A 19,788-nucleotide genomic window follows, 5' to 3' on the forward strand; every position below is an offset into this window, starting at 1 on the left:
CGGCGCCAACACGTGGTCGTGCCCTCCTACAACTCCATGCCGGTGGCATTCGCGAGAAACGTCAACTGGTCCACGGCGAGAGCGACCGTCCGGCTGACCGACCTGCCGGCGTGACCGACCTCGGTCTCGCGGCGGATCAGCACCGGGTGCTTGGTCGGATCACTTGACGAAGCGTGCTGCAGTGCCGCGCACATCTTCCTGGCGTGGTTGGGGTCCACACGGGAATCCGACTCGAACACCGTGAACAACACAGAAGGGTACTCAACGTCCGTTACCACTCGGTGATAAGGAGAGTAGGAGAGCAGCCAGCCCAGCTCCTCGGAAACGCTTGCGCTGCCGTACTCATCGGCCCACAACCGTCCGAGCAGGAACTTCTCGTAGCGCACCATGTCGAGCAGTGGCGCTGAGCACACCACGGCCGCGTAGAGCTCAGGGCGCTGGGTGAGAGCGGCGCCGACGAGCAGGCCGCCGTTCGAGCCGCCCATGATCGACAACTGCTGCGGCGTGGTCCACCCGTCGCGCACCAAACGCTCCGCGGCGGCGTGGAAGTCGTCGAACACGTTCTGCTTGTTCGCGCGCATGCCGGCGACGTGCCAGTCCTCGCCCTCTTCGTCGCCACCGCGCAACGACGCGTGCACCCACACACCGCCTGCTTCCACCCAGGCCAGCGTGGTCGCGCTGTAGCCGGGGCCGCGGCCGATCGCGAAGCCGCCGTAGCCGGTGAGCAGCGCGGGACGCGGCAGGTCCGGCTTCTGTTCGCCGCTCACGACGAACATCCGGACCGTGGTGCCGTCCTTGGACGTGTACGAGATCTGCTGCGTCGTCACCGTCGGCAGTTCGACGCGGCCGGGCGCGGCCTCGTGCAGCACGGTCTCGCCGGTGGACGTGGAGAAGCGGAACACCGACTGCGGCGTCACGAAGTCCGTCCACCCGAACCACAGCGTGTCCTGGTCGTGGTCCGTCAGCGCGTCCACAACGGACATGCCGTGCAACGAACCGGTGCCGGGCAGCGGAATCGCCTGCTTGTGCGCGCCTGTCACGGCGTCGTGCAGGTGCAGTTCGGACACCGCGTGCCTGGTGCGCAGGACGACCAGGTCGCCGTTCAGCCAGCGCACGCCGTCGAGCACCGAGTCCGGTTCCTCGCTGATGAGCTCGGTCCACTCGGTGGGGTTCGCGGGGTCGGCGACGCACAGGCGCTGCCGGGGAGCGCCGTGGTTGGTGTGCAGGTAGAGCCTGCCGTCACGGGCGACGAACGCCGAGCACTGCGCACCCGCCTCGGTCAGGATCACGGGCTTGAGCGCGGCGTCACCGTGCAGGTCCGCGATCCACACCGAGTCGTGCTTCATCGTGCTGGGCGCACCGCTCACGATCAGCCAGCGGCCGTCCTGCGAGAGGTTGAGCGAGTAGTAGAAGGTGTGCGCCTGGCCGTCGCCGTGCACCTTGAGGTCCGTCTCCGGGGCGCTGCCGACGCGGTGGCGCCACACACGGCGGTGGAACAGCTTCTCGTCGTCGGGCAGCAACGCCGGGTCGAGCTGACGGACGTAGAAGAACTCCTCACCACCCGGCAGCCAGCCGATCGCCGAGTAGCGGCACCGGTCGATCGGACCCTCGATGAGCTCGCCCGTCTCGACGTCGATGACGTGCAGCAACGAGTGCTCGTTGCCGCCGACCGACACCTGGTACGCCAGGCGCGTGCCCTCGAGGCTGGGGGACCAGCCGTCCAGAGTGGTCCGGCCGGACGGGTCGAGGGCGCTCACGTCGAGCAGCGCGCGTTCGGTGCCGTCGATCTCCCGCACCATGACCACCGGGTGGTCCTGCTCGGGACCGCGGCGGGTGAAGAACGCCCTGCCCGCGCGCCAGGTCGGCGTGGACACCGAACCCGTGCGCATCAGCTCCTTCAGCCTGGTGGCGAGCCGTTCGCGGCCCGGCACGGCGTCGAGCCAGGAGCGCGCGAGCACGTCCTGCGCCTGCGACCACGCCTCGGTGCGGGGGTCCGCCGTGTCCTCGAGCCAGCGATACGGATCCGCAATGTCGCGGCCGTGAATCTGCTCGGCGAGGTTTAGCCGTTCGGCGATCGGGTACATGATCGTCGCAGGCAGTGGGGTGGAAGGAGCCTCTGTCACCTTGTCAAGGGTAGCGGGCGATGAAAACCATCTCCGATAGGGAGCGCGTTCACCCCGGGTTTGATCACACATCCATGACGCGTCACTTATCACACGTGATTTTTTCCTGGTAAGTGTGGTCTCCTATGGCTGAACCGGTGGAGGTGGTCGCGTGCCAGACCGACAACCGACCCCTATCGGCGGCTCGCTACCAGGCGAGACGGCGCCGACGGTCCCCCCATGCCGAAATCAGCCCGAGCTGCGGGCGGTACCGGATGGGGATCGAGATGGGGGAGGTTCCGGTCCGACGCCGGCGGTTTTCCCCTGGGGAAGACGCAAGGTCCTGCTGCTGAACGCCACGTTCGAGCCGCTCACGGCGTTGTCACTGCGCCGGGCGGTCGTCCTGGTGGTGTGCGGGAAAGCCGAAGTCGTGCACGGAGATGCCTCAGGGCTCGTGCTGCACTCGTCGAAGTCCGAAGTGCTCGTGCCGTCCGTGATCCGGCTGAGCACCTACGTTCGTGTGCCTTATCGCGGTCGCGTGCCGATGACCCGTGCCGGGCTCATGCACCGCGACCGTTATCGCTGCGCCTACTGCGGCGGGCGGGCCGAGACGATCGACCACGTCGTGCCGCGCTCGCGTGGCGGACCTCACACCTGGACCAACTGCGTCGCCTGCTGTGCGAAGTGCAACCACCGCAAGGCGGACAAGCTGCTGTCCGAACTGGGCTGGCGGCTGCGGGTCGTACCTGCCGCGCCGCGGGGCCCGCACTGGCGGTTGCTCGCCGGGGTGGCCGAGGCTGATCCGCAGTGGTTGCCGTACCTGGGTGAACCTGCGGCCTGATCTGCTTGCGGGTCAGGCCGCGAGGGAGAAGTCGTTCTGACGCGCCGTGATGCGGACGCTGTCGTCGTGCGCGGTGATCCGCACGGAGTCGTCCATCGTGATGCGGACCGAGTCGTCCTCGGCGGTGATGCGGACCGAGTCGTCGTGGGCCGTGATGCGCACCGAGTCGTCCATGGTGATCCGCACGGAGTCCTCACGCGCCGTGATCCTGACCGAATCGGACATGGTGATCCTGACCGAATCGCTCGCCGTGATGCGCACGGAGTCCGCCATGGTGATGCGCACCGAGTCCGCGGCCGTGATGCGCACCGAATCGGACGCGGTGATCCGAACGGAGTCGCTCGCCGTGATGCGAACGGAGTCACTGGCCGTAATACGCACTGAATCGTCCTTGTAGCTCGGAAGAGTGAAGGTCACGGCCTGGGGGCGGGTCATCGTGAACATTTTGTGTCCTCCAAGACGCTCGGGGCGGGTGCGCAAGACCCGTATAGGTGAAAAGCTAAGAGGTGGGTGTTCCGGGAACAAGACCCCAAACCGGCACCCGTTCGCATCCGACCGGGTGAGGACTGACCGGGTGTAACCGCTGCGCCGCACGAGAGCACTCATTGCCCTTACTGGCCGGTATGGACACGCTCTGTAGCGCCCAAGCCGGTGGAACGTGACGTGCGTCATAGTCAAAAGGCCTGCGTGGACGTGGTTTCTGAGCACTCGTCGCCGCCTGGGCGGTGTCGCTCGTGGGCACGGCAGGCGCCGCGGGCCGTCTCGCTCGCCGCAGCGGTTCACATCGGACGTGATCACTCATAGTTGCCGTGGCAATCACAGCTCGACCGTGCCGGCGTTCTACTCCATCCGGGTGTCGGGCCTCGCCGAACCGGTGGTTTCCGGCCTTGCCGGGTGCACAGCGGTAGCTGCTCTGTTAGGTGCCGGTCCGCGTCGTCGCGAGCTCGATCGTGGGGAGTGACCGTGATCTTGCTGGCCCGGCCGCTCGCGCGTGGCCGAGTTGGGCTACCGTACCCGCCGTGACCATCGTGGAGACCGTTCTCGTCTTCGCGCTGATCCCGCTGGCGATTTATGGCGTGATCACGCTGCTGACGGTGAGGCCAAAGGCCACCCGGATTCCCCGGTACCGGCCCGGCCAGGAGTGGGGCTACGCCCCGGTGTGGTGGAGCGCGAACCCGGCCGGGTTGAGCGCGGACCACCACAGTGCCGCCGAGCCCGCTGCCTCGGGCTCGACTGCCAAGGGAGGTGCCCGTGGCAACTGGTAAAGCGATCGAGGCCGTCGACCCGTCGACGCTGCCGGTCGGCTCTGTCGTGACCAACAGCGGCCGCGTCTCCGTGGCGAAGATGTACGAGCCGCACGCGCCGGAGCTGCCGTTCACGCCCGCCCAGCTCGCGCAGCTGGACGAGGCGCTGACGCTCTCCAGCCGCACCACGGGCCTCGACTTCAGCGTCTACCTGGGCGAGCTCGGCGCGAACGCGCACGAGCGCGCGCAGGAGCTGCACGCCTCGACCGACCGTCCGGCGCACCACGTCCTCGTGGCCGTGTCGCCGGGTGAGCGCGTCGTCGAGATCGTGACGGGCGAGGAGTCGCACCGCCGGCTCGCCGACCGCGGCGCCAAGCTCGCGGTGATGAGCATGGTGGCGTCCTTCAAGGAGGGCGACCTCGCGGGCGGCCTCGTGTCGGGCCTGCGCATGCTGACCGACCAGGCAGGCAGCGCACCCCGTTCCTGATTCGCTTTCCGAACGCCCCCGGTGTTTCGCCGGGGGCGTTTTCTATGCGCTGACCTCGTTCCGGGCCACCACGAGGTCGGAGATCTTCTCCCAGCCGAGCTTGCGGTAGAGGTGCACGCCTTCGGTCGAGGAGAACAGCAACCCGGTCCTCGCCCCGTCCCGCACGGCTTCCCGGGCGAGCGCGCCCATCACCACGCTGCCGAGCCCACGCCGCCGGTGTGCCTCGTCGGTGCTGATCCGGTGCGCGACAGCGTCTTCGCCGACAACGGCCATCAGCCCGCTCGCCGCTTCTTCGCCGTCGGCCGTCAGCACCCTGACCCCGATGATCGGATCCCGGCGCACCTCGAGCGCGTAGCCCGCCGGCGGTTCCGGTGCGGGATGGCTGGCGAGGTCGCGTTTCATGAACGTCTCGTCCGGCCGGGCCACGACCATCCCGGCCGCTTCGATCGCCGCGACCACCTTCCGCGGGTCGTGCGTCGGAACGCTCAGCCAGTTCGGTTCGGTCGTGGCGGCCACGACCTCGGCCATGGCGGCGGCTTCCGCGTCGTCGGTGGCGATCCACTCGTACCTGCGGCGCGACCGGTTCACGTCGACGACCAGGTAGCCGTCGCGGTACTCGGAGGTCAGTCCGTCGGCCGCGATCCAGCCGCGGTGCCAGCGTTCCACCAGTTCACCGATCATGATCCCGACGCTATGCGAAAGCCCCGCAACGCGCGAACACATTGCGGGGCTTTCACTTCAGCTCGTCAGGAGCGGTCGAACTCCTGGGCGGCCAGGGCACGCACGATGCCCGCGCGCCCCTCGGACACCAGGCGGCGCAGCGCCGGCGGGTGCTCGTCCGCCAGCCACGCGTCGGCGGCCTCCACAGTGGACTTCGCGATCGACCACGCCGGGAACATGCCGACCACCATGGACTGCGCGCGCTCGGAGGTGCGGCGGTCCCACACGCCCTTCACGTCGCGGAAGTAGCGCTCGACGTACGGCGCGAGCAGCTCCTTCTGGCCGGGGTGGGAGATGCCGGCGATGATCGCCTCGCTGACCGCGTTGGGCAGGTCGTCGTCGTTCACCGCACGGTCCCACGCCTCGTCCTTGGCCGCGATCGTCGGACGCAGCGCGCGGGCCGACTGGGCACGGCGGTGGCCGGTGGAGGTCGGGTCGCGCTCCTCCTCGGCGTTGATCTCCGCCAGGTCGGCCTTGCCGTGCGCGACCAGGGCCTGCAGCAGCCGCCAGCGCAGGTCGGTGTCGACGTCCAGGCCTTCCAGGACCGCGCTGCCGTCGTACCAGCCGCGCAGGATCTCCAAAGTGGACTCGTCGAGCACCGACGACGAGAGCGCGTTCACGAACGCCAGCTGGTGGTCGGACCCCGGCTCGGCGGCCTGGGCCAGTTCCAGCGCCTTCGCCACGAACCGGCGCCAGCCCTCCGCCCGCCACGAGTCGTCCGCGTAGGACGACAGCGAGGTCTGGGCCTGCAGCAGAAGTCGTTGCACCACACCGACCTCGGACTCGGAGTGCAGGGCGCTGAGCACCAGGTTCACGAAGTCGCGGGCCTTCAGCTCGGCCTCACGGGTCATCTCCCACGCGGCCGACCAGCACAGCGTGCGCGGCAGCGGCTCGGCGATGTCGGAGATGTGGTCGATCAGCGCGGCCAGCGAGTCCGGGTCGAGGCGCATCGTGCAGTAGGTGAGGTCGTCGTCGTTGACCAGCACGATCTTGCCGCGGTGCACGCCGACCAGTTCGGGAACCTCGGTGCGGTCGCCGGTCACGTCGAGCTCGTGGCGGTGCGTGCGCACGAGCTTGCCCGACTCGTCCGCGTCGTAGACACCGATCGCGATGCGGTGCGTGCGCAGTTCGCCGGCACCCGGACGCGCGCCGCCCTGCAGCACGGCGAACTCGGTGAAGCGGCCGTCCGCGTCAACGGTGAACTTGGGACGCAACAGGTTCAGGCCCGTGGTCTCCAGCCACTGCGCGCTCCACCACGACAGGTCGCGGCCGGACGCCTCCTCCAGCGCGCCCAGCAGGTCGGCCAGCGTCGCGTTGCCCCACGCGTGCTTGGCGAAGTAGACCCGCAGGCCCGCCAGGAAGTTCTCCAGCCCGACGTACGCGACGAGCTGCTTGAGCACCGAGGCGCCCTTGGCGTAGGTGATGCCGTCGAAGTTGACCTCGACCGCCTGCACGTCGGAGATGTCCGCGGCGACGGGGTGCGTGCTCGGCAGCTGGTCTTGCCGGTACGCCCAGGACTTCTCGATCTTCGCGAACGTCGTCCACGCCTGGCGGTACTCGGTGGCCTCGGCCTGCGCGAGCACGGACGCCCAGGTGGCGAACGACTCGTTCAGCCACAGGTCGTCCCACCAGCGCATGGTCACGAGGTCGCCGAACCACATGTGCGCCATCTCGTGCAGCACGGTCTCGGCGCGCCGCTCGTAGAGGTAGCGGGTGACGCGGCTGCGGAAGACGTAGTCCTCGAGGAACGTGACGCAGCCGGCGTTCTCCATCGCGCCCGCGTTGAACTCCGGCACGAAGCACTGGTCGTACTTGCCGAACGGGTACTGCACCCCGAAGGCCTTGTGGAAGAACCCGAAGCCCTGCTTGGTCTCGGTGAACAGCCGCTCTGCGTCCATGTGAGGAGCGAGCGAGGCGCGGCAGTAGATGCCCAGCGGGATCTTGAAGTCACCCTCGACGAACTCGTCGCGCCACTCCGCGTACGGGCCAGCGACCAGCGCCACGATGTAGGTCGACATCGGCTTGGTGGTGGCGAACGTGTGCACGTCCGCGCCGCCCTCGCCGTCCTCGGTGGCGGTGATCTCGCCGTTCGAGATGACCTTCCAGTCGTGCGGAGCCGTCACCTTCATGGAGTAGACGGACTTCAGGTCGGGCTGGTCGAAGCACGCGAACATGCGCTTGGCGTCCGCGGTCTCGAACTGCGAGTAGAGGTACACGCCGCCGTCGACCGGGTCGACGAACCGGTGCAGGCCCTCGCCGGTGTTCATGTACCGGCAGTCGGCCTCGATGGTGAGCTCGTTTGTCTCCGCGAGGTCCGGCAACTTGACGCCGTCCTCCTCGCGGTAGGAGGAGACGTCGAGCTCGCTGCCGTTGAGCACAGCGCGGTGCACGGTCGCCGCCACGATGTCGATCCACGAGGAAGCACCCGGAGTCCGGCTGCGGAACACCACGGTGGTGGTGGAGCGGAACGTGTCCGAACCCGGCTTTCCGCCGCCGTCGGTCAGGTCCAGCTCGATCCGGTAGGACTCCACTTCCAGCAGCTCAGCACGTTCCTGAGCCTGGTCGCGGGTGAGGTTGGGCGCGGCCACTGGTCACCTCGTCTGCCACGCGTTTGGTTACGCGCTGACGTCGTCGGGAATGGTTATGACTCCCGCATCCAATCACGGAACCGGCGTACGGGAAGAGATGACAGGGTGATCTGGTTGGGCTGATGGGGCGATAACCGCACCCAACGCGACAGAACGCGACTGAAGGGGCACGCATGGCCGACAAGGCGAAGGTCGACTTCTACTTCGACCCTCTTTGTCCGTTCGCCTGGATCTCCTCCCGGTGGATCCTCGAGGTGGAGAAGGTCCGTGACATCGACCTGAGCTTCCACGTGATGAGTCTCTCTGTGCTGAACGAGGGCCGCGACCTGCCCGAGCAGTACCAGGAGCTCATGAGCAAGGGCTGGGGTCCGGTCCGCGTCGCCATCGCCGCCGAGGAGAAGTTCGGCAACGAGGTGCTGCCGAAGCTGTACACGGCGATGGGCACGCGCATCCACAACGAGGGCAACAAGGACTTCGACGAGATCATCAAGCTGGCGCTCGCGGACGCCGACCTGCCGGCCGAGCTCGCCGAGGCCGCCACCTCGACCGAGTACGACGAGGCGCTGCGGGCCTCGCACCACCGCGGGATGGACCCGGTCGGTATGGACGTCGGCACGCCGACCATCCACATCGACGGTGTGGCGTTCTTCGGTCCGGTGCTCACGAAGATCCCGCGGGGCGACGAGGCCGGCACGATCTTCGACGGTGCCAGGATGCTCGCCGGCTTCCCGTACTTCTTCGAGCTCAAGCGCACTCGAACGGGTGAGCTCGACTTCAGCTGAGGCCTTGCGGGGTCTTCAGCTGGATTTTTTGTCAGGGGTGCTCGCTAACGTCCTTGGACATGGCACAGCACCTCGTTGAAGTCGCAGTTCAGGGACCCTGGTCGTTGGCGACGTCCAGGGCTTTCTGGGAGGGCTTCACGCCGGCCGCGTTGCCTCAGCGCGAGGGAGAGGCGCTGCAGTCGACGTTCCTGGTCGAGGGTGAGTGGCGTCGTGCTGCGGTCTCCGTGACCCAGCGCGGCGCCACTGCTGTTCTCGCGCTTTCCGGTGATGGTGATCTGGACGTCGCCGCGGCGCAGGTGTGCCGGTTCCTGTCGCTGGACGTCGACGGGCGGGCGTGGCCGGAGGTCGGTGCTCGCGATCCGGTGATCGCCGAGGCTCAGGCCGCGTTGCCCGGCTTACGGCCGTGCGGCTTCTACTCGCCGTACGAGGCGGCGGCGTGGTCGGTGCTGTCGCAGCGGATTCGGATGTCGCAGGCGGCTCGGCTGAAGGCTTCGCTGCTCCGGGACGGCGTGTTCCCGGCACCGGCGGAGTTGCTCGGGCTCGATCTGGACCTGCCCGGCCGCAAACCCGAGTACCTGCGTGCCGTGGCCGAGGCGGCGCTGGACGGTCTGCTGGACGCGGTCGCGTTGCGCGCGATGAAGCCTGCGGCGGCGGTGCTGGCGGTGCAGCAGGTCAAGGGACTGGGGCCGTTCGCGGCCGAGTTGGTGGTGCTGCGCGGGGCGAACGCGCCGGACGCCGTGCCGCACAACGAAGCCCGGCTCACCGATGAGGTCCGCGAGCGGTACGGCAGGCCGTTGGCGGAGGTGTCCGAGGCGTGGCGGCCGTACCGGACGTGGGCGGCGGTGCACCTGCGAGTGCTGCGCGAGTGGCGGCTTGGGGGTGTTGTGGCAGCTTCGGGTCAGTGAGCGTTCCACGCTGCTGTGGTGTGGCGCTGCCGTGTTGGTGTGTGCTCGCCGTCGCGTCCGCCCATCGCCGCGTGCGTTCACCGCCGCGTCCGCCATTGCCGCGTCCTCGCCTCCACCACCTCTCGTGGAACGCGTGCCCACCCCTCGTGGACCGCGCGTCGATGTGACAGTCTGACCCTTGTCAGCGCGTTAGGTGTCACATCCGCCTGGAGGGCTCTCGTGATCGAGGTCGTCAACCCCGCCACCGAGGAAGTCGTCGGCACGCTCGCCGAAGGCACACCGGCCGATGTCGACGCGGCCGTGGCCGCCGCGGTGGCCGCCTTCCCAGCGTGGTCGCAAACCTCGGTGGAAGAACGGGCGAAGGTGGTCCGGACGATCATCGACGGACTGCGCGCCCGTGCGGACGAGCTCGCGGCGACCATGACCCGGGAGATGGGCACGCCCATCACCTTCAGCCGAAAGGTGCAGGTCGCGAACCCCATCGCCATCGCGGAGGGCGTCGCGGACGTGCTGGAGCGCGGCTACTTCGAGCCCGAGGAGATCGGCAACTCGCTGATCTTCCGCGAGCCGATCGGGGTCGTCGCGGCCATCACGCCGTGGAACTTCCCGCTGCAGCAGATGGTCGCGAAGGTCGTGCCGGCGCTCGCCGCGGGCAACACCGTGGTGCTCAAGCCGAGCGAGCTCGCGCCGGGGACAGCCGACCTGCTCACCGAGATCATCACCGCGGTGACCCCGCGGGGTGTCTTCGGGCTGGTGCACGGCACCGGGCCGGTCGTCGGCGAGGCGCTGGCCGCGCACCCGGACGTGGACATGGTGTCGTTCACCGGGTCCACGCGGGCCGGTCGGCGGGTGTCCGCGGTGGCGTCCGAGACGGTCAAGCGGGTCGCGCTGGAGCTGGGCGGCAAGTCGGCGTGCATCGTGCTCGACGATGCCGACCTCGGGCGCGCGGTGAAGATCGCGGTCGCCAACTCGTTCATGAACAACGGCCAGGCGTGCAGCGCGTGGACCCGTCTGCTCGTGCCCGCCGACCGTCACGACGAGGCCGTCGAACTGGCCGCGCAGGCCGCTGCCAAGTACACCTCGGCCGACCCGGCGGATCCGTCGACGCGCATCGGCCCGGCCGTGTCCAAGGCGCAGCGCGACCGCGTGGTCGGCTACATCCGCAAGGGTGTGGAGGAGGGCGCGCGGCTGGCGGCCGGTGGACCGGACGCGCCGCTGCCCCAGGGCTTCTACGTCGCGCCGACGGTGTTCGGTGGCGTGACGCCGGAGATGACCATCGCCCAGGAGGAGATCTTCGGGCCGGTCCTGTCGGTCATGCCGTACGCGGACGAGGACGACGCGGTGCGGATCGCGAACTCCACCGTCTACGGCCTGGCGGGCGGCGTGTTCTCCGCCGACACCGACCGGGCGATGCGGGTGGCCAAGCGCCTGCGCACCGGCCAGGTCGACATCAACGCCGCCGCGTTCAACACGAGTGCGCCGTTCGGCGGCTACCGCCAGTCGGGCAACGGCCGTGAGTTCGGCAGGTTCGGGCTGGACGAGTTCTGCGAGGTCAAGTCGGTCCAGCGGTAATTGAGCTGCGGGCGATGCCGTGGCGGCGTATCACTGCTGCCATGGCTGACTCGGCGCTGAGCATCAGGACCATCACCGAATCCGACATGCCCGAGTTCTCGCGGGTGATGGCGTGGGCGTTCCTCGACGACCCCAGAGGCGTCGACAGCAAGTGGCTCAAGGTGCTCGAGCACGACCGGGCGCACGCGGTCCTCGACGGCGACGAGATCGTCGGCACCGCCGGGATCCTCAGCCGCGAGATCACCCTGCCGGGCAACGTCCTGGCACCGGTCGGCGCGGTGACGGTGGTGACCGTCAAACCGGGCCATCGCCGGCGGGGCGTCGCGTCGTTGCTCATGAAGACGCAGCTGGACGCCATGCACGAGTCGGGTGAGGCGATCGCGATCCTCTGGGCGTCGGAGGGCTCGATCTACCGCCGGTTCGGCTACGGCGAGCTGGCCAGCAGCATCAACCGGATGACGATGCCGACGCGGATGGCGTTCCATCCCGGCGTGTCGGTCAGCGACACCCGGATCCGCCAGGTCACCCGCGACGAGGCGATGCCGTTCATGCGCGAGGTGCACGACCGGGTGCGCCGCACGCGGGTCGGCTGGCTCAGCCGGGTCGACGCGACGTGGGACGTGCAGCTCGCCGACCGCGAGGTCGATCGCGACGGCCTGACGTCCTACCGCTACTGCCTGCACCCCGAGGGCTACGTGGTCTTCCGCGTCAAGGGCGGCCGCAGTCCGCGCGGGCCGCAGGAAGAGCTGCACGTGCGGGAGCTGGTGTGCGAGACCGAACAGGCGTACGTCGACCTGTACCGGTTCCTGCTGGACATCGACCTGGCGACGGAGATCTCCTTCTACACCGCCACCGACGACCCGATCCAGCACATGGTCGACAACCCGCGGAAGGTGTCGCGCGACTTCGGTGACGCGCTGTGGCTGCGGATCGTCGACGTCGACCGCGCTCTGCCGCTGCGGCGCTACTCGTCCGATGTGGACAGTGTGATCGAGGTCGAGGACTCCTTCTGCCCGTGGAACTCCGGCCGTTGGCGGCTCACGGTCAAGAACGGCGACGCGGTCGTGACGCGCACCGAAGACCCTGCGGACGTGTCGCTTGACGCCGCCGCTCTCGGCAGTGCTTTCCTCGGTGGCGTACGGCTTTCTGTGCTCATGCGTGCACACCGCGTGGTGGAACACACGCCAGGACACGTGGACACGCTGACGATGGCGTTCCTCAGCTCACAGGAGCCGCACTGCCCAGAGGTGTTCTGACGGAACTACGGCCGGTGTCTGCTCGTTGACGGTTTACCTGGTGTGGGAGGTAAGCCGTGGGCACCATCGTGTGGGTTGTCGTACTGGTACTGCTGGTGGCAGGGGTGTTCTACCTGGTCAGCCAGAGCAACGCGCGCAAGGCGCGGGAGCTCGACGACGCCAAGGCGGAGGCGCGCCGCTGGGTCGAACGGCTCGGCGGGCAGGTGATGAGCCTCACCGGCACCAACGCCGCGTCCACCCAGGCGATGGCCGACGCGTCCGAGCGCTTCACCGCCGCCGGGTCGCAGATGGAGCAGGCCCGCACGATCCCGCAGGCGCGGCTGGTCACCGAGACCGCGATGGAGGGGCTGCACTACGTGCGCGCCGCACGTGAGGCCATGGGCATGGACCCCGGTCCCGCGCTGCCCGAGAGCGCCGGGCAGAAGCAGGCGGGTGCCGTCAGCGAGGACCGCCAGGTCAGCGTCGAGGGGCACCAGTACGCCGCGTCGCCGCACTCCGGTTCGGGCACGCCCTACTACTACCCCGGTGGCATGGTCGCCGGACGCCCGGTGCCGCGTGGCTGGTACTCCGAGCCGTGGTGGAAGCCCGCGCTCGTGGCCGGCGCATGGGGCGTGGGCACGTTCCTGCTGATGGACGCAATGTTCTCCGGCATGCACGGCATCGGTGACTACGGCATGGCGGACATGGGCGCCGGTGACTTCGGCGGTGACCTGGGTGCCGGTGACTTCGGGGGCGACATGAGCGGCGCCGCCGACATGGGTGACGCCGGCGGCTTCGACTTCGGCGACATGGGCGGGTTCGACTTTTAAGTGCTCACGAACTGAGCACTTTCCAGCCGGCCCGAAAACCCCACCCCGGGAAAATTCAGGGCTGGCAGGCAGGGCACCAGAACAGGTTGCGCGCCGCGATTTCCGTGGTCAGGACCTCGGTGCCGCAGATCAGGCACGGCTCCCCGGCACGGCGGTAGACGTACACCTCACCGCCGTGCCGATCCACGCGTGGCGCGCGGCCCATGGCCTTGGGCAGGTGCTCGGGGCGGACCGTGTTGATCTGGCCGACCTTCACGCCGTCCTTCATCAGCACGACCAGGTCGTCCCACAGGGCGTTCCACAGTTCGCGGCTGACCTTGTTGCCGACCAGCAGCGGGTTCACGTTGTGCCGGAACAGCACCTCGGCCCGGTAGACGTTGCCGACGCCCGCGAGGATCTTCTGGTCCATCAGCAGCACGGCCAGCGGCTGCTTCGACCGGATGATCCGTTCGTAGGCGCGGTCCGGGCCGCCGGTTTTGTCGTTGTCCTTGCGCAGCGGGTCGGGTCCGAGCCGTTCGCGGATCGCCTTGACCTCGTCGGAGTTGAGCACCTCGCACGCGGTCGGGCCACGCAGGTCCGTCCAGTGCGTCTCGCCGACCATCCGCATGCGGACCTGGCCGACCGGCAGCAGGACCGGCAGCGGTGACTCGGTGAAGGTTCCGTACAGCCCGAGGTGGACGTGCACGATCGCGTCCGGGCCGTAGACGTGGAAGAGGTGCTTTCCGTGCGCCTCTGCCCTGACGAGTTTGCGTCCGTCCACAAGGGACGCCGCGAAGCGTCCCTGTGGACTTGTGACGGACACGGGCTTGCCCGCGTACCGGCGCTGGTGCAGCCGGGCGAGGCGGTGCAGCGTGTGGCCTTCAGGCATCAGGCCTTGTTCTCATAGGCGCTGACCTGGTCGATCCTCCGCTGGTGCCGGGCCTCGCCGGAGAACTTGGTCTCGAGGAACGCCGACACGATCGCGGTCGCCTCCTCGGTGGTGTGCTGGCGGGCGCCGATGCCGACGAGGTTGGCGTCGTTGTGCTCACGGGCCAGCTGGGCGGTGTCGACGTTCCACGCCAGCGCGGCGCGGGCACCGTTCACCTTGTTCGCGGCGATCTGCTCGCCGTTGCCCGAGCCGCCGATCACGACGCCGAGGCTGCCGGGGTTGGCCACGACCTGCTCTGCGGCGTCGACGCAGAACGACACGTAGTCGTCCTGGGCGTCGTAGGTGTGGGCACCGACGTCGACGACCTCGTAACCCTGCTCGGTGAGAGCCGTGGACAGGTGGGACTTCAGCTCGAAGCCCGCGTGGTCTGCTGCCAGATAAACGCGCACGTCACGGAGTCTGACACGCTGGGGGGTGTGTTCAGCCAGGAGGGGTACCAGCTGAAGCTGGAATGGGGGCCCGAGGGTGTCAACGCTCTGCGGGACTGTGACGTGCTGATTGTCGTTGACGTGCTGTCGTTCACGACGTCCGTCGACCTGGTGGTCGGCAACGGCGGCCAGGTCCGGCCGTCGCGCTGGAAGCCCGAGTCCGGGAAGACGCTGCGACCAGCATCACTCTTCGACGCGACCGGATTGGTCGAGCTGCCGTCACCGAACGGGTCGAACCTGTGCACGTTGGCGAGCGAGACCGGGGCTCACGTGCTCGCGGCGTGCCTGCGCAACGCGGCGGCGGTGGCCGAGCGGGCTCAGGAACTGGGGGACACCATCGGCGTGATCCCCGGCGGTGAGCGGTGGGGTCTCGACATCCTCAAGTCCGGGCCGCGGGAGTTCGGGCCGTTGCGGCCGTGCGTCGAGGACTACCTGGGCGCGGGCGCGGTGCTGGCGGCGCTCGCCGGCAAGGCCTCTCCGGAGGCCCAACTCGCGGCGGCGGCGTTCACGAACACCGATGTCGCGACCGCGGTACGTGAGTGCGGTTCGGGGCGAGAACTGATCGAGAACGGGCATCGGGCGGACGTGGACCTCGCGGTGCAGATCGGTGTCAGCGGCGCGGTGCCGGTGCTGGTCGAAGGGGTGCTGCGGTGATCGAACTGTGTTGATCGAGTTGGCAGACGGCGTCTTCGTCCGGCGGCACACCGAGCTGGACCTGACCCTCGGCCTCATCACTGGATCAGGTGATTCGCTGCTGGTGGACTCCGGCATGGACCCGGCGCTGGCCAACGAAGTCCGGCCGTCGCGGATCGTGTTGACGCACAACCACTTCGACCACGTGCTGGCGACCGACGCGTTCCTGCCGTGCGAGGTGTGGGCGCACGAGGACTGCGTCGTGGACGAAACGCTGCTCGAAAGCCGCGCCAGGTACTACTCGGAGCCCTTCGAGGGCACGCTCATCGCGCCCACGCACACGTTCCGCGACACGGTCACGCTGGACGTCGGCGGCCGGCGGGTGGACCTGTACCACTTCGGGCCCGCGCACAGCTCGCACGACGTGATCGTGCACGTGCCGGACGTCGGCGTGGTGTTCGCCGGCGACCTCGTGGAGGAGGGGGCGCCCGTTCAGGCCGGTTCGGATGCCACGCCGTCGAACTGGCGCAACGTGCTGAATCTGATGCTGGAGCTCAACCCGCGGATCGTCGTGCCGGGTCACGGCGCCCCGGTCGACGCACAGTTCGTGCGCGACATGGCCATCCCGGACGGGACTACCCCGGAGGCCACGTGAGGCCGCGTCCGCCCAGGACGTGGCAGTGCACGTGGAAGACGGTCTGGCCGCCGTCCTTGCCGGTGTTGAAGACGAGCCGGTAGCCGGACTCGTCGACGCCCTCCTGCTTCGCGACCTGGTGCGCGGTCGCGACGATCTGGCCCGCGAGCACCGGGTCGACGTCGCCGATCGCGCGGTGGTGTTCCTTGGGGATCACCAGGACGTGCGTGGGCGCCTTGGGGTCGATGTCGCGGAACGCGAGCGTCGTGTCGGTCTCCGTCACGACGCTCGCCGGGATCTCGCCCGCCACGATGCGGCAGAACAGGCAATCGGTCACGCCCGCATGTTATTGGTTCCGTTGGGCCCTGTTGTTCTTGCCTGGTGGCGTTGAATCATGGCTGCGTGAAGGGCGCCAAACTCCTGGTCATCGTCCGGTGCCTCATCAGCTTCGCGATCGGCGTGCTGCTCCTGGTTCTCGCGATCCGCTTCGGTGAGGCGCTCTGGCGGGCGGTTCAGTAGTCGCGCGGGAAACTCACCCCGCTGGTATCCGGCTCAGTGGACGAAGCAGAACTCGTTGCCCTCGGGGTCGCGCATGACCTGGAAGCTGCCCTTCTCGTCGGTGACGATCAGGCCTTCGCGTTGCGCCCCGAGGTTGACCGCCTTCACGACCGAGGCCTCGATGTCGTCGACCTCGAAGTCGAGGTGCAGCCGGTTCTTCACGTCCTTGCGCTCGGGCACCGGCTGGAACGACATCCGCGGCCCGTCGGGCGGTTCGACGTGCGCCCAGCCGTGTTCCCGGTTCACCGGTTCGCCGCCGAGGAGCTCGGCCCAGAACCGCACGAGGCGCGCGGGGTCGTTGCTGTCGATGACGATCTGCTCAAGACGCATTGGTCTCCACCAGGTTCTCCGGGGTCCAGTTCGCGCGGGCCCAGTCGCAGCACAGGTCGAGCAGTCCGAGCACCTTGCGGCCCTGCTCGGTCAGTTCGTACTCGACCCGCGGCGGGTTCTCGTCGAACGCTTCGCGGCTCACCGTGCCGTCGTGCTCCATCGCCCGCAACGTCTCGGTGAGCACTTTGGGCGTCACCTCCGGCATCCCGGCACGCAGTTCGGTGAACCGCCGGCGCCCGTGCTGCAACCCTCGCAACACGTGCGCGGTCCACTTGTCACCGATGCGGTATGGCAGGTCTCCCGCAAGGTCATCGCAGTCGCATCGCACCTGGTCACCCCCGATATCGTTGCGGAAACCGGACACCAGCACCCTACCGTCGCGCTCATGGCGAAGATCGTTGTTTTCGGAGCGTCCGGCAAGGCGGGACGGGAGATCGTGGCCGCGGCGGAGTCGCGCGGCCACTCGGTGACGAAGGTCGGCCGGGACCCCGGTGTGCAGGCGGCGGCGGAGATCGCGGCCGGCCACGACGTGGCGGTGAGCGCGGTGGCCGACCTCACCCGCGACCCGGCCGAGTTCTACCGCGAGGCGGCGCACGCCCTGGTGGCGTCCGGGGCGGGCCGGATCATCGTGGTCGGCATCTACACCCTGCTGGAGACAGCGCCAGGCGTGCGGGTGATCGACAGCCCGGACTTCCCGGACGAGCACCGCCCTTTCTGCCTGGGACACGCGGCAGGCGTAGAGGTGCTGGCCGCGTCCAACGCGGACTGGCTGGTGATGAGCCCGGTAGGCATGTTCGGCGGCACGACAACGGGCAGTTACCGGCTAGGCGCCGCAGATCCGGCCGACGAGCTGACCTACGCGGACTTCGCACTGGCCGTGCTGGACGAAATCGAACGCCCCAAACACCACCACACCCAAATCGGCATCGCCGCAGTGTGAGCCACCTCACCACCACCCAGTCACAGGCTTCCCGAGCCCCAGCCACCACACGGAGATCGGACCAGGTCCACTTTCCACAGCTGTAGGCGCGCGGTCCTCCCAGCCGAGCCGCCCAGCGAGGGCCTGACCACGTCACTGCTTCCCGCCGGCACGCCAGCGCATGCTCTTCCGGCAAAGCCAGCTGAGGGGCCTGGGCATCTCTCCGGCTGCGGGGGCTGGGCCCCAAGCTGAGGCGAGAGGCTGCTCGGTGTCTGCGCTTTCCGCCGGCACGCCAGCGCGTGCTCTTCCGGCGACGCCGGTTGAGGGGTTGGGCGTCTCTCCGGCTGTGGGGGCTGGGCCTCAAGCTGAGGCGAGAGGCTGCTCGGTGTCTGCGCTTTCCGCTGGCACGCCAGCGCGTGCTCTTNNGGTTGGGCGTCTCTCCGGCTGTGGGGGCTGGGCCTCAAGCTGAGGCGAGAGGCTGCTCGGTGTCTGCGCTTTCCGCTGGCACGCCAGCGCGTGCTCTTCCGGCGACGCCGGTTGAGGGGTTGGGCGTCTCTCCGGCTGTGGGGGCTGGGCCTCAAGCTGAGGCGAGAGGCTGCTCGGTGTCTGCGCTTTCCGTCGGCACGCCAGCGCGTGCTCTTCCGGCGACGCCGGTTGAGGGGTTGGGCGTCTCTCCGGCTGCGGGGGCTGGGCCTCAAGCTAAGGCGAGAGGCTGCTCAGTGTCTGCCCTTTACGCCGGCACACCAGCGCATGCTCACCCGGCGACGCCGTCTGATGGGGGTCCGGGGGTATCCCTCGGCTGGGGGTCTGGGGGCTCGGCCCCCAGAGGAAAGGCGAGAGGCTGCTCACTGTCTGCGCTCTCCGCATACAGTGAGCAGCCTCAGCCGCGAGCGGGCGACGGGAATCGAACCCGCGTAGCTAGTTTGGAAGACTAGGGCTCTACCATTGAGCTACGCCCGCGTTGCCGCCCTTGAGGGGCTGCGGTTAATACCTTAGCGGGTGGCGGTAAGCTGGTTGCAACCGGGGCGTGGCGCAGTTTGGTAGCGCACCCGCTTTGGGAGCGGGGGGTCGCAGGTTCAAATCCTGTCGCCCCGACGGTTGACGAAAACCCGCAGCGAGGAGTCGCTGCGGGTTTTCGTGTCTACAGGTAGCGGCTGGCCCAGGCGGCGAGCACTTCCGCCACGTACGTCGCGTCCGCGCGGTCGGTCAGCAGGTGGTCGGCGCCGTCGAGCGACACGAACGACTTCGGGTGGCGGGCCGAGTCGAAGATGATCCTGGCGTTGTCCACGCCCACCAGGTCGTCGTGCGGCGAGTGCATGACCAGCAGCGCGCGGTTCAGGCCGGCGATGCACGCCGCCTGGTCCTGCTGGTTGATGTCCAGCAGGAAGTCGTTGCTGATCCGGAACGGCCGGCCGGCCAGCACCACCTCGGCGACGCCGTGTGTCTCGATCTCGTCTTTGGACGAGCCGAGGAGGTGTTCGACGTGGGTGGTGTCCGCTGGTGCGCCGATGGTGACGACGGCTTTGACCTCGGGGATCTGGCGGGCGGCGGTGAGCACGGCGGCGCCGCCCAGTGAGTGTCCGATGAGGACGCTCGGGGCGCCGATGGTGTCGCGCAGGTGGTTGGCGGCGCACACCAGGTCGTCGACGTTGGAGGTGAAGGTGGTGTTCGCGAAGTCGCCGCCGGACTGGCCGAGGCCGGTGAAGTCGAAGCGCAGCACCGCGACGCCGCGTTCGGCGAGTTCGCGGGAGATGCGGGTCGCGGCCACCGAGTCCTTGCCGCAGGTGAAGCAGTGGGCGAACACGGCGGTCGCCACGACCTCTGTGGCGGGCAGTTCGAGGCGGCCGGCGAGCGACTGGCCGTCCGCACCCGCGAAGAGCGCCTTCCTGTTGTCCATGAAGTCCAGTGTTCCAGCGCCGCCACCGCACCAGTGCCGTGACCGCCGGCCTTCGCGACGTCTTCCGGCGCTCAGCAGGGCACCTCGCGGCACCGGCCCCGCGCCTCCGTACAACCAGTACGAGGACGCGGGGCCGGCACCACGATGCACCGTCT

At 68.8% G+C, this 19,788-nt stretch carries 21 protein-coding genes and 2 tRNA genes; 12 read left to right on the forward strand and 11 right to left on the reverse strand.

The annotated features are described in order from the left end of the window. Positions 1-26 precede the first annotated feature (26 nt). Complete coding sequence (locus B0F77_RS05085; RefSeq protein WP_342746775.1) at positions 27-2,123, reverse strand: prolyl oligopeptidase family serine peptidase; 2,097 nt, start codon at positions 2,121-2,123, stop codon at positions 27-29. A 151-nt stretch (positions 2,124-2,274) separates the two neighbouring features. On the opposite strand from B0F77_RS05085, the gene B0F77_RS05090 reads away from it, so the two are divergent. Continuing rightward, complete coding sequence (locus tag B0F77_RS05090) at positions 2,275-2,943, forward strand: HNH endonuclease (protein WP_086661602.1); 669 nt, start codon at positions 2,275-2,277, stop codon at positions 2,941-2,943. Between the two features lie 12 nt (positions 2,944-2,955). Here the strand turns inward: B0F77_RS05090 and B0F77_RS47705 are convergent, their stop codons facing one another. Further along, complete coding sequence (locus B0F77_RS47705; RefSeq protein ID WP_158102605.1) at positions 2,956-3,324, reverse strand: DUF2345 domain-containing protein; 369 nt, start codon at positions 3,322-3,324, stop codon at positions 2,956-2,958. A 638-nt stretch (positions 3,325-3,962) separates the two neighbouring features. On the opposite strand from B0F77_RS47705, the gene ctaJ reads away from it, so the two are divergent. Continuing rightward, positions 3,963-4,208 carry an aa3-type cytochrome oxidase subunit CtaJ gene (ctaJ, locus tag B0F77_RS05100; RefSeq protein WP_086661604.1) on the forward strand — a complete coding sequence of 82 codons (246 nt, stop codon included), beginning with the start codon at positions 3,963-3,965 and terminating at the stop codon, positions 4,206-4,208. Next, on the forward strand, positions 4,195-4,674 hold the full coding sequence (locus B0F77_RS05105; protein WP_086661605.1) for a DUF5130 family protein: 480 nt from the start codon (positions 4,195-4,197) through the stop codon (positions 4,672-4,674). Before ctaJ ends, B0F77_RS05105 begins: the two co-directional genes overlap by 14 nt. Before the next feature lie 42 nt (positions 4,675-4,716). On the opposite strand, the gene B0F77_RS05110 is transcribed toward B0F77_RS05105, so the two are convergent. After that, positions 4,717-5,355: a GNAT family N-acetyltransferase gene (locus B0F77_RS05110; protein WP_211293664.1), complete on the reverse strand. Its 639-nt coding sequence runs from the start codon at positions 5,353-5,355 to the stop codon at positions 4,717-4,719. Between the two features lie 65 nt (positions 5,356-5,420). Beyond that, positions 5,421-7,982 (reverse strand): aminopeptidase N, encoded by a 2,562-nt coding sequence (gene pepN / locus B0F77_RS05115; protein WP_086661606.1) that lies wholly within the window; start codon positions 7,980-7,982, stop codon positions 5,421-5,423. A gap of 173 nt (positions 7,983-8,155) precedes the next feature. Between pepN and B0F77_RS05120 the strand changes: the two genes are divergently transcribed. From B0F77_RS05120 to B0F77_RS05140, 5 genes are all read left to right on the forward strand, one after another. After that, positions 8,156-8,764, forward strand: a complete 609-nt coding sequence (locus B0F77_RS05120) for a mycothiol-dependent nitroreductase Rv2466c family protein (protein WP_086661607.1) — start codon at positions 8,156-8,158, stop codon at positions 8,762-8,764. Between the two features lie 59 nt (positions 8,765-8,823). Next, positions 8,824-9,669: a DNA-3-methyladenine glycosylase family protein gene (locus B0F77_RS05125; RefSeq protein ID WP_086661608.1), complete on the forward strand. Its 846-nt coding sequence runs from the start codon at positions 8,824-8,826 to the stop codon at positions 9,667-9,669. Positions 9,670-9,888: 219 nt separating this feature from the next. Beyond that, complete coding sequence (locus B0F77_RS05130) at positions 9,889-11,241, forward strand: aldehyde dehydrogenase family protein (RefSeq protein ID WP_086661609.1); 1,353 nt, start codon at positions 9,889-9,891, stop codon at positions 11,239-11,241. 41 nt (positions 11,242-11,282) lie between these two features. Beyond that, positions 11,283-12,497: a GNAT family N-acetyltransferase gene (locus tag B0F77_RS05135; RefSeq protein WP_086661610.1), complete on the forward strand. Its 1,215-nt coding sequence runs from the start codon at positions 11,283-11,285 to the stop codon at positions 12,495-12,497. 56 nt (positions 12,498-12,553) lie between these two features. Then, the gene (locus B0F77_RS05140; RefSeq protein ID WP_086661611.1) at positions 12,554-13,306 is read left to right on the forward strand and encodes a coiled-coil domain-containing protein; all 753 of its coding nucleotides are present in this window, start codon (positions 12,554-12,556) and stop codon (positions 13,304-13,306) included. Positions 13,307-13,361: 55 nt separating this feature from the next. On the opposite strand, the gene B0F77_RS05145 is transcribed toward B0F77_RS05140, so the two are convergent. Next, the gene (locus B0F77_RS05145) at positions 13,362-14,174 is read right to left on the reverse strand and encodes an Fpg/Nei family DNA glycosylase (RefSeq protein ID WP_086661612.1); all 813 of its coding nucleotides are present in this window, start codon (positions 14,172-14,174) and stop codon (positions 13,362-13,364) included. Next, positions 14,174-14,623 carry a ribose-5-phosphate isomerase gene (locus B0F77_RS05150; RefSeq protein ID WP_086661613.1) on the reverse strand — a complete coding sequence of 150 codons (450 nt, stop codon included), beginning with the start codon at positions 14,621-14,623 and terminating at the stop codon, positions 14,174-14,176. The genes B0F77_RS05145 and B0F77_RS05150 overlap by 1 nt, the downstream gene beginning before the upstream one ends. Before the next feature lie 102 nt (positions 14,624-14,725). On the opposite strand from B0F77_RS05150, the gene B0F77_RS05155 reads away from it, so the two are divergent. Both B0F77_RS05155 and B0F77_RS05160 read left to right on the forward strand, forming a co-directional pair. Beyond that, a complete protein-coding gene (locus B0F77_RS05155) occupies positions 14,726-15,316 on the forward strand; it encodes a 2-phosphosulfolactate phosphatase (protein ID WP_342746776.1) in 591 nt (196 codons plus the stop codon). A gap of 7 nt (positions 15,317-15,323) precedes the next feature. After that, a complete protein-coding gene (locus tag B0F77_RS05160) occupies positions 15,324-15,950 on the forward strand; it encodes an MBL fold metallo-hydrolase (protein ID WP_086661615.1) in 627 nt (208 codons plus the stop codon). Here the strand turns inward: B0F77_RS05160 and B0F77_RS05165 are convergent. From B0F77_RS05165 to B0F77_RS05175, 3 genes are all read right to left on the reverse strand, one after another. Beyond that, positions 15,931-16,266 (reverse strand): histidine triad nucleotide-binding protein, encoded by a 336-nt coding sequence (locus B0F77_RS05165; protein WP_086661616.1) that lies wholly within the window; start codon positions 16,264-16,266, stop codon positions 15,931-15,933. The two genes, B0F77_RS05160 and B0F77_RS05165, sit on opposite strands and share 20 nt — an antisense overlap. Positions 16,267-16,481: 215 nt before the next feature. Further along, the gene (locus B0F77_RS05170) at positions 16,482-16,817 is read right to left on the reverse strand and encodes a VOC family protein (protein ID WP_086661617.1); all 336 of its coding nucleotides are present in this window, start codon (positions 16,815-16,817) and stop codon (positions 16,482-16,484) included. After that, entirely contained in the window at positions 16,807-17,145 is a 339-nt protein-coding gene (locus tag B0F77_RS05175; protein ID WP_211293665.1) for a winged helix-turn-helix transcriptional regulator, read from the reverse strand. Before B0F77_RS05175 ends, B0F77_RS05170 begins: the two co-directional genes overlap by 11 nt. A 57-nt stretch (positions 17,146-17,202) precedes the next feature. Here B0F77_RS05175 and B0F77_RS05180 point away from each other — a divergent pair, with 57 nt between their 5' ends. Continuing rightward, positions 17,203-17,757, forward strand: a complete 555-nt coding sequence (locus tag B0F77_RS05180) for an NAD(P)-dependent oxidoreductase (RefSeq protein ID WP_086661618.1) — start codon at positions 17,203-17,205, stop codon at positions 17,755-17,757. 868 nt (positions 17,758-18,625) lie between these two features. Here B0F77_RS05180 and B0F77_RS05185 read toward each other — a convergent pair. Further along, positions 18,626-18,696 (reverse strand) — tRNA-Gly (locus B0F77_RS05185). A gap of 61 nt (positions 18,697-18,757) precedes the next feature. Here B0F77_RS05185 and B0F77_RS05190 point away from each other — a divergent pair. After that, positions 18,758-18,831, forward strand: a tRNA-Pro gene (locus B0F77_RS05190). Between the two features lie 46 nt (positions 18,832-18,877). Here B0F77_RS05190 and B0F77_RS05195 read toward each other — a convergent pair. After that, the gene (locus B0F77_RS05195) at positions 18,878-19,633 is read right to left on the reverse strand and encodes an alpha/beta hydrolase family protein (RefSeq protein ID WP_086661619.1); all 756 of its coding nucleotides are present in this window, start codon (positions 19,631-19,633) and stop codon (positions 18,878-18,880) included. Positions 19,634-19,788: the final 155 nt, after the last annotated feature.

The sequence above is a fragment of the Lentzea kentuckyensis genome (genome assembly GCF_002150765.1).
Taxonomy (GTDB): domain Bacteria; phylum Actinomycetota; class Actinomycetes; order Mycobacteriales; family Pseudonocardiaceae; genus Lentzea; species Lentzea kentuckyensis.

What these genes read in the sequence shown, in the direction of transcription:
- B0F77_RS05120 (WP_086661607.1), top strand. Translation starts at nt 8,156, where the DNA reads ATGGCCGACAAGGCGAAGGTCGACTTCTACTTCGACCCTCTTTGTCCG.
- B0F77_RS05170 (WP_086661617.1), bottom strand. Translation starts at nt 16,817, where the DNA reads ATGCGTCTTGAGCAGATCGTCATCGACAGCAACGACCCCGCGCGCCTC.
- B0F77_RS05125 (WP_086661608.1), top strand. Translation starts at nt 8,824, where the DNA reads ATGGCACAGCACCTCGTTGAAGTCGCAGTTCAGGGACCCTGGTCGTTG.
- B0F77_RS05195 (WP_086661619.1), bottom strand. Translation starts at nt 19,633, where the DNA reads ATGGACAACAGGAAGGCGCTCTTCGCGGGTGCGGACGGCCAGTCGCTC.
- B0F77_RS05110 (WP_211293664.1), bottom strand. Translation starts at nt 5,355, where the DNA reads ATGATCGGTGAACTGGTGGAACGCTGGCACCGCGGCTGGATCGCGGCC.
- B0F77_RS05180 (WP_086661618.1), top strand. Translation starts at nt 17,203, where the DNA reads ATGGCGAAGATCGTTGTTTTCGGAGCGTCCGGCAAGGCGGGACGGGAG.
- B0F77_RS05135 (WP_086661610.1), top strand. Translation starts at nt 11,283, where the DNA reads ATGGCTGACTCGGCGCTGAGCATCAGGACCATCACCGAATCCGACATG.
- B0F77_RS05145 (WP_086661612.1), bottom strand. Translation starts at nt 14,174, where the DNA reads ATGCCTGAAGGCCACACGCTGCACCGCCTCGCCCGGCTGCACCAGCGC.